General features: G+C 59.3%; 5 protein-coding genes and 4 pseudogenes. 5 read left to right on the top strand and 4 right to left on the bottom strand.

The genetic code is table 11. The annotated features are described in order from the left end of the window. Nucleotides 1-130, bottom strand: a pseudogene (locus tag A9D60_RS27180) (sigma factor-like helix-turn-helix DNA-binding protein); the annotation flags it as partial. A 207-nt stretch (nucleotides 131-337) separates the two neighbouring features. Here A9D60_RS27180 and A9D60_RS24165 point away from each other — a divergent pair. Then, nucleotides 338-1,366, top strand: a complete 1,029-nt coding sequence (locus A9D60_RS24165; RefSeq protein WP_065269951.1) for an IS110 family transposase — start codon at nucleotides 338-340, stop codon at nucleotides 1,364-1,366. Nucleotides 1,367-1,610: 244 nt separating this feature from the next. Beyond that, nucleotides 1,611-2,651, top strand: a complete 1,041-nt coding sequence (locus A9D60_RS24160) for an IS110 family transposase (RefSeq protein ID WP_065269950.1) — start codon at nucleotides 1,611-1,613, stop codon at nucleotides 2,649-2,651. Between the two features lie 362 nt (nucleotides 2,652-3,013). Here A9D60_RS24160 and A9D60_RS24155 read toward each other — a convergent pair. Next, a pseudogene (locus A9D60_RS24155) lies at nucleotides 3,014-3,598 on the bottom strand (helix-turn-helix domain-containing protein); the annotation flags it as partial. 38 nt (nucleotides 3,599-3,636) lie between these two features. On the opposite strand from A9D60_RS24155, the gene A9D60_RS24150 reads away from it, so the two are divergent. Beyond that, nucleotides 3,637-3,885: a hypothetical protein gene (locus A9D60_RS24150; protein WP_065269949.1), complete on the top strand. Its 249-nt coding sequence runs from the start codon at nucleotides 3,637-3,639 to the stop codon at nucleotides 3,883-3,885. On the opposite strand, the gene A9D60_RS24145 is transcribed toward A9D60_RS24150, so the two are convergent. Then, nucleotides 3,871-4,164, bottom strand: coding sequence for a hypothetical protein (locus A9D60_RS24145; RefSeq protein WP_141118048.1), 294 nt, complete (start codon nucleotides 4,162-4,164; stop codon nucleotides 3,871-3,873). The two genes, A9D60_RS24150 and A9D60_RS24145, sit on opposite strands and share 15 nt — an antisense overlap. Nucleotides 4,165-4,701: 537 nt before the next feature. Here A9D60_RS24145 and A9D60_RS27510 point away from each other — a divergent pair. Then, a pseudogene (locus A9D60_RS27510) lies at nucleotides 4,702-4,875 on the top strand (IS256 family transposase); the annotation flags it as partial. 438 nt (nucleotides 4,876-5,313) lie between these two features. On the opposite strand, the gene A9D60_RS24135 reads toward A9D60_RS27510, so the two are convergent. Next, entirely contained in the window at nucleotides 5,314-7,464 is a 2,151-nt protein-coding gene (locus A9D60_RS24135; protein WP_065269952.1) for a TonB-dependent receptor, read from the bottom strand. 419 nt (nucleotides 7,465-7,883) lie between these two features. On the opposite strand from A9D60_RS24135, the pseudogene A9D60_RS26370 reads away from it, so the two are divergent. Continuing rightward, nucleotides 7,884-8,047: pseudogene (locus tag A9D60_RS26370) on the top strand (IS5/IS1182 family transposase); the annotation flags it as partial.

The following is an 8,047-nucleotide window of genomic DNA, read 5'->3' as shown; positions in this document are numbered from 1 at the left end:
CCTCAAGGCCCCGCTCCAGATATTTCCTTACCGTCTTGCGGTCGAGCCCGGTCTGCCGCGCGATTGCGCTGATGCCAAGGCCCTGCCGCTTCAATTCAAAGATCATCACGATCTCCCTCAATCCCACCACCTGCGAGCCTTTCCATTGGCCTCTACAGGGGAAGTATGCGCGACCGATGATCAGGGGGGCATGCCCCCCTGATCATCGGCATCGGCGCCAAACTGGGGAATTTTCATCCAGCCGTTTTGAGATGGGATGGTTGCCGTCTTCCCCTGACGGCATCGAAACGTGCCAAGATCGTGATGTCTTGAGCCCCGCAACAGAGAGGACAGAAACATGAAGGATATGATAATCGGAGTGGATCTGGCAAAGCGCGTTTTCCAAATCCATGGAGCGACCATGGCTGGAGAGGTGAAGCTCCGCAAGAAGCTGTCGCGGGCACAGTTTCGTGCGTTCATGGCCTCGCAGCCGGTATGTCTGGTCGTGTTTGAGGCGTGTGGAGGCGCCAATTATTGGGCCCGTGAGATGGAGGCGCTCGGCCATAGCTCCAAGCTAATAGCGCCGCAGTACGTTCGGCCATTTGTAAAAAGGCAGAAAAACGATGCGGCCGAAGCAGAGGCGATTGTGATTGCGGCGCGCCAGCCCGAGATGCGCTTTGTGACACCGAAAACGGCGGAACAACAGGCGAAGGCTGTGCTGTTCCGAGGGCGCGAGCGACTTGTCCATCAACGCACTGAGCTCGTGAATGCACTTCGGGCGGTGCTGTACGAATATGGCTACGCGTTCCCAAACGGTCTGCGCCATCTGGAGCGGATTGAGGCCGCTGTCAAAGACCCCAGCTGCGACCTTCCGGGGGTCGTCATCGCGGAGTGCCAAGATCTGTTAGCGCAAATTGCTGAGAAAACAGAGAGGGTCAAGTCGAGGACTGAAACCCTGAAGGCATTAGCCTCCAGAAGCGACACAGCACAACGCCTTCAGACGATGCCCGGTGTCGGCGTCCTGACCGCGCTGGCGGTCGAAGCGTTCGCGCCGGATATGACCCAGTTCAAGTCTGGCCGGGACTTTGCTGCCTGGCTGGGACTTGTGCCGCGGCAGCACTCCACTGGCGGGAAAGCGCGGCTCGGGCGAATATCGAAATCCGGGCAAGTCGATATTCGGCGTCTCCTGATCATCGGCGCAATGTCCAGGCTGAACTGGTTGGGACGCAAGAGGATCAGGGAAGGTTCCTGGCTCGCCCGGATGCTGTCGACAAAGCCCAAAATGTTGGTCGCTATCGCGCTTGCGAACAAGATGGCTCGCCAAGTTTGGGCAATGCAGACGAAAAACGAGAATTATAAGGATCCGGAGCAGGCAGCTGCCGCATGAGAGCGTAGTGCCCTGCACCGGTACCAAGGGGGGTGTAAGAAGCCGACCACCTGAATGGGCGAAATGATCGAATAGATCTGGGTCAGGAAAACCAGATAATCTCCCAGTGCCACCGAGCCCGATTTTGAGATTTGGAACTGATCCGCTGATCACCATACATGGTGTGATTGCGGCGGCCGCTCTCCGATGGCGATCGAGGTCCGGTATATTGGCCTCATGGATAGTAGCCGTGAGGAGAACGACCATGAAACACTATGCCGGTCTGGATGTATCGCTGAAAGAGATTTCTGTCTGCGTTGTGGACGGAGAAGGCAAAACCATCGCGCAGGGCAATTGCCCTGCGGACCCCGAATGCGTTTTGGGCTGGTTTCGAAATCGATCGCTGGCACCGCAGCAGATCGTGCATGAGAGCGGGATGCGCTCGATCTGGCTGCAGCGCGGGATGGATCGACTGGGATTGCCCGCGACCTGTATTGATGCCCGCAAGGCGCACAAGAGCCTGTCGGCCCGCCTCAACAAATCCGACGCCGGTGATGCGGAAGGGCTGGCTCAGCTCGCGCGCACCGGCTGGTTCACGCCGGTTCATATCCGCAGCGAAGGGGCGGATCGCCTGCGTGTCCTGGTCGGCGCTCGGGAACGGCTGATCCGTCTCCGCAAGGATCTCGAAGGGCATATCCGCGGGGTTCTCCGGACCTTCGGAATCCGAATGACCGGGAACAGCCAGGGCCGGCAGCGCCAGAGGTTCCGCGATCAGCTCGCCGCGGCCGGGGAAACCGATCCGCTGTTGCGTATGATCGCCGATGGTTTCATCGCCACGCACGCCACGCTGTGCAAGGCGGCCGCCGATCTCGATGCTTCCGTGAAGAAGAAGGCCCGCGACCATCCCGTGGCGCGCCGTCTGATGACCATTCCCGGCGTCGGGCCGGTGGTCTCGTTGAATTTCATCGCGCTGGTCGATGAACCAGCGCGGTTCAGCAAGACCTCGGATGTGGGCGCCTATCTAGGGCTAACGCCGAAACGACACCAATCCGGCGAAGTGGACTGGTCGGGCCGGGTGTCGAAATGCGGCGACGGAGTCATGCGGAGCTTGTTGTTCGAGGCCGCGACAACCCTGATCACGCGAGTGCAGAGATTTTCGGCTTTGAAAAGCTGGGCTGTCCGCCTTGCAGGACGACGGGGCTTCGCGAAGGCGGCCGTGGCTGCCGCACGAAAACTCGCTGTGCTCATGTTGACGATGTGGAAGAAAGAAACGGAGTTCACTTGGAAAAAGGAGGCCGTTGCCTGACCTGAAATCCCGCTTCGGCTGGCGGGGAGCGAAGTCCCGAAGGGGCGGAGGTTGGTCGATCTCGCGCGGGCCGATGGGAAGTGGAGTATTCCGCAAAACCCGAGCCATACATTGAAGGCGACCAGCACCGAAAACCATGATGAGGCACGACACGCGTGACCTCGGAGAGAACCATGACCCTGGACGGACGGCTCGCTTTCCCGATTGACAATGCCGCAATCAGAGAACCGGCCCGCGGCCAGTGGAATGGTCGCACCTTCGAGGCCTGACACAAGACCGCACTCGATCATTCCCAACAAGGTGACAAAGGCTCTTGCATAATGGGCGGCAACCACACAGGAGATTACGTCCAGCACTCACACCACCCGCGCATAGGTGTCGATGAAGGTCTGCTGGTAGATGCGGCCCACGCCCTTCATCGTGCCCACGTAATAGGTGTCCTGGCTGCCGAGATAGCCCGGATGGTGGCTTTCGATCTCGCCGTGCGCCTCCTTCTTCTGCTGGGCCTTTTCCAGCGCCGCCATCTGCGCCTCGGTGAGCAGGATGCCATCCTGGGCGGCGCGGGCTTCCAAGGCCTTCAGCCGCTTCTTCATGGTCTCCAGGTCGTTGCGCAGCCAGATCGAGCGAACCCCGGAGGACGACACCATGACGCCCTTTTGCTGGAGCTCCCAGGAGGCGCGCTTCTGCCCCAGCGCCGGGTTCTCAATCGCCAGTTCGATCACCGCCCGTTCGACATGCTCCGGCACCCGGTTCTTCAGGATCGGCTTGCGGCGGCTGAGATCCATCAGCGCCTGCTCGCCGCCCTGTTCGTAGAGTTCCTTGAACCGGTAGAAGCTGTCCCGGCTGTACCCCATCACCTTGCACGCCTGCGAAACGCTGCCGAGCTGCTTGGCAAGCTCCAGCAGCCCCAGCTTCGGTTTGATGATCTTATCTTGAATACTCGTCATTGATCGACACTCCTTGCTTGCGCTCCAGAAGAGCAGAAATGTCAGATCAAGTCGCGTGTTCTACACTTTATGGCTGGGAGGAAAAGGACGGCTTTGACCCAGAGCACAGCAATGTGCGGTTTGCCTTCAAGTTTTGCGTCATACGCCCTCTGTGCTGGCTCGGCCTGCTTTGGGAAGATCGCGAGAGCCTGAACCTTTGGGAGGTTGGCACCTATTACAAGACACCGCTTTGGCAGGCTGCCCTGAAGCTCGACACCGATGGCCAGGCCGCGCTACGCCTTGTCTAAGAGAGCGGCGGCTTCGCGTTCGGCGCGGCGGCGCGCATAATATCCTTCCATCTTCGAAGGCCGTCCCGGTGGCTTGCGACCGGTCTTCTTGTAACGCGTGCGCTGTTTAACAGCGGGTTTGGTCTTCGGCGGCGTATCCTTCTCTTGTTCAGCTTTGATGAACTCCAGCACGGTGCCCAGGCGTTTGTTCTCGGTGATGGCCGCATGCGTCACCCTCTGGTCCTTGTCGAAAGCAGAGTAGGTGTAACGACCTGCAAACATAATCGGCTCGACCTGCAATCATCCTGATTTTCGGCCCGAATTATTTGCATCTATCGAAGAGCGCAAACCCGGATTATCTGCGACTGAACCCACATTATTTGCAACCAGCATGCAATCATCGGCTCGAACCCAGATTACGTGCGAACGGCAGGCCGGTAGGAGAGCTTGGCCTGTTTAGGCTGAACGATGGTGGCGCAGCAACCGCCGTTCGCTGCACGGGTCATGAACTCGAAAGTTGCGGGACAGAGCCGCCATTTGCTTGCTCGACTATTGCTCACGCAGCATTTGCTCGCTTCTGCGGCAAACATTTTGCTGCGATGCAATCCGATGTCGTCATAGTGGTCATTGAAAGCTAGGCTGAGACGCGAATTGCAAACTAGGCATACGCTGCGGTCTGCGTCTGCAATAGAGGAGCGCAGACAAAGCGGGCCTTCGCTTCGGTCACGATTTTGGCCGCCGTTGGTCTTGAGCCAGCGAGAGTGTCCGACCTTTTGTGTATGACTGATCCGGTTCATGCTTCACCGAAAGGAAGCATGAATGAGCATCTCGAAATAAATCCTGAACGAATTGCTGAAGGGCGTGGAGCGCCCTGAAGACCTGCTCGGCGATGCCGGGCTGATGAAAGAGCTGAAGATCAAGCTCATGGAGCGGATGTTGGGTGCCGAGCTGACAACGCATCTGGGCTATGAAGAAGGCGAGGACGCGCCTGCCGGTCAGAGCAACCGGCGCTGGGAGTTACACATCTTCGTGGGACATGACACACGGCGCCCTTACCGAAGTGCTGAGTCTAAGTTGCACCTCTCACCTGCTCAACCAGTGGAAAGCATAGATCCCAAGCCGAAGCCGATTGATTCAGGAACCAGTTCAACCGGCCTGAAGAGGGCCGGTGAAGGCTCGCATATTACTTTCTGAAGAAAGCAGTTGAGAAAAATTCCCCTGGCCTCCCAATTCTGGCGGCATGTCTCGCCAGTTCCGCGGCCAGCGCAGTAACCCGCGAGACCTACGACTGGGTAGTGAAGGCGATCACCCGCGGGACCAGGTTGCACCGTATCTTCTTCGCTTCCAAACTTCGATGTAAACGGGAAACCGTCGACAAGTGGCGTGAATGAAACAGATTCCATTGTAGATTGCCAGGCGCTTTTGCTGAAAACGCCTGGCAGCGGATCATCAGAAAGTGGTCGTCATCGACAGCCGGAATGTGCGCGGCGCGCCTTGCGAGAACGTGCCAAAGCTGGCGACGCCGCTATAATAGCCCGCGTCGAACAGGTTTTCGATTTCGGCCCGGAAGGTGACCGGACGGCTGCTGATCTCGGTGCTATAGCGGGCGCCCATGTCGAACCGGGTCCAGGATGAGATTTCCTGCGTGTTCGCGGCATCGACATACTGATCGCCGGTGTGGATCACATTACCGGACAGGGTCAGGCCGGCAAGGAACGGCGTATCCCACTCTGCCCCCAGAGTGGCCTGCAACGAGGGGACCCCGATGGGCTCGTTTCCGTGCATCGCGGGATCGGTGGTATTCCGCAGTTCGCCGTCAAGCAACGTCACCCCGCCCAGCAGCCGCAGCCCGGGCGCCATTTCCCCGAAGATGCTGAACTCCAGCCCCCGGTTACGCTGTTCTCCGGATTCCGCAAAGACATTGCCGCTGTCAAGCTGACTGAATGGCTTGTCGATCTGGAACGCGCTGGCAGTGACAGTCCAGTCATTAAGGCCGATTTTGGCCCCGATCTCGATCTGCTCGGATTTGGCGGGCGCCAATGTTTCGCCGGCGTTGGCGGCAATCGTGGGGGCGGTGTCGCCAATGCTGAGCCCCTCAACGTAATTGGCGTAGAGCGATACGTTCTCCCGCGGCTTGACGACAAGCCCGATCAAAGGGGTGACCTCATCTTCGCTGGAAGATGCGGTGACGGCTCCGCCGCTGAAGTTCTGAGTGTCCACATGCTGCCAGCGCAGCCCGAGTGTCAGCTGCGTCCGATCCCCGAAGAAGGACATCGTGTCCGCCAGGGAAATCCCAGAGAACTCATTTTCGGAAACCTTCGGCACACTGCCCGGCTGCGCCACGAATTGCGGGGGATGGCTAACCGGATCGAGAATATTGGTGGACAGCGTCGTCCCGTTATTGGCGGCACGGTGAAGCGTGCCCTTGTAATAGTTCGCCTGGATCGTCCCCGTATGCGAAACCTGCCCCGTCTCGAACTCACCGCGCAGACCGATCTCACCCACCGTCCGGTCGATGTCGAAGACGAAATTTTGCGGCGTGGTGCTGGCGTTGCCCGCTGAATCGAGAAGGATGGGGATCCCGAAAAACCGTTCGACACGGGTGTTGCCGGAACCGGCGGAGGCGAACAGAGTCAAACTGTCGCCGAAATCGTATTCCACCCGCCCGAGCGCCGACACATCGTCGACCTGAGATGTTTCCCAGGGCTGCTGAACATTGGTCTGCCCGTCCGGGGCATCCGGGATTTCGAAGCCGGAGAGCGCGAAAATCGGCCGCAGCGGTGCTTCGAAGTCCTCCCGCTGGGCGATGAGGTCGAGCGTCGCCCGGAGCCGGTCGCCGCGATAGTCGAGGGCCAGCGCCCCGACCGCCGCCTCGCGCTCCTGATGATCGATTGCCGTATCGCCTGTGTGATAGCTGCCGTTGAAGCGCAGCCCGAACTGGCGGTCGGCGCCAAACCTCCTGCTCAGATCGAGGTGAGCCCCGCCTTCCAGCTCCGAAGCGTAATCGAAGGTGAGCCGCGTCAGATCTTCCTCGGCCGCCCGTTTTGGGACGATGTTGATGGAACCGCCAACGCTGCTGTTCGGGGAGATCCCGTTCAGCACGGCTGCCGGCCCCTTGAGCACCTCGATCCGCTCCGCATACTCGGTGAAGATCCGGAAGGCAGGGGCGATGCCGAAGACACCGTCAAATGCGATTTCGCCGAAATTGCCTTCGTTGATCGGAAAGCCGCGGATGAAGAAGGAGTCCAGCATCCCGCCCGGCGAGGCCGTGTTGCTGACGGATGCGTCGTTCAGTGTTACATCAGCCAGGGTGCGGGCCTGCTGATCCTCCATTGTCTGCGCCGTATAACTGGTGATATTGAAAGGCGTATCCATGATATCACGGTTACCGAGCAGACCCAGGCGGCCGCCTTGTGCCACCTGCCCGCCCGGATGCGCAGGGGGCAAAACGCCAATCGTTGCGGTCGACTGTGTGCCTTCCCCGACTTTAACGACGATGGGTTCCAGACTGATGATCTCTTGCTCAGTCGCGTCTTGGGCAACGGCATCTTCGCCTGCGACAAGAGCCAAAGCTGCCAGAAGGCTAATATTTTTCCTCATCCAGTTTCCTTTCACCGGCATTGATGGTCAAATCTTGCCTTGCCCTGACAAAGGGCTGGGTGAGAAGGATAAGCGGGTGCGTAAGCTAGTTGACTCTTTTAGTCAACTAGTGGTGGCGAGCAGCTAAAAAATCTGCATTTGAAGGCCTTGGCCGCCGCCAACTGCGCCGCAGCAGTGGGTCGCCACCAGCTACCAGTCGGCTGGCGGTATACCGTTTTCGAGAACTCCCGCCCGAGTTTTCCGGCCCGAACCTGCACTGACTGGTAGCTGGTGGCGACCACTGTATCGAAGGGCATTGCAGCCCGTGCATTGGCTTTGACCTGACCCGCGGGTCTCTAACAGGCTGCTGAAGAAGTCGGCTCTCGACGCGGCCTGAGGAACATGATTCACCCTCAGCACAATTTCGGCGGGGGATGGTGATGCGCGGGACGGACGAAGCGAGCGGATCGCTTTTCAGCTATGTCGATCTGGAAGAGCGCATCCCAGCACGGCACCCTCTCCGCAAGATCAGGCAGGTGGTCAACGACGCGCTGGCCAGTCTGGATGCCGATTTCGAGGCGGTCTACACCGATTTCGGCCGCCC

This window comes from Leisingera sp. JC1 (assembly GCF_001679925.1).
Lineage (GTDB): Bacteria > Pseudomonadota > Alphaproteobacteria > Rhodobacterales > Rhodobacteraceae > Leisingera.
The sequence above is the reverse complement of the archived record's forward strand: the minus strand, read 5'-3'. Positions and strand labels throughout refer to the sequence as shown.

Bases quoted from the DNA above. Each gene is read 5' to 3' on its own strand.
- A9D60_RS24165 (WP_065269951.1), top strand. From the start codon at position 338: ATGAAGGATATGATAATCGGAGTGGATCTGGCAAAGCGCGTTTTCCAA.
- A9D60_RS24160 (WP_065269950.1), top strand. From the start codon at position 1,611: ATGAAACACTATGCCGGTCTGGATGTATCGCTGAAAGAGATTTCTGTC.
- A9D60_RS24150 (WP_065269949.1), top strand. From the start codon at position 3,637: ATGTCAGATCAAGTCGCGTGTTCTACACTTTATGGCTGGGAGGAAAAG.
- A9D60_RS24135 (WP_065269952.1), bottom strand. From the start codon at position 7,464: ATGAGGAAAAATATTAGCCTTCTGGCAGCTTTGGCTCTTGTCGCAGGC.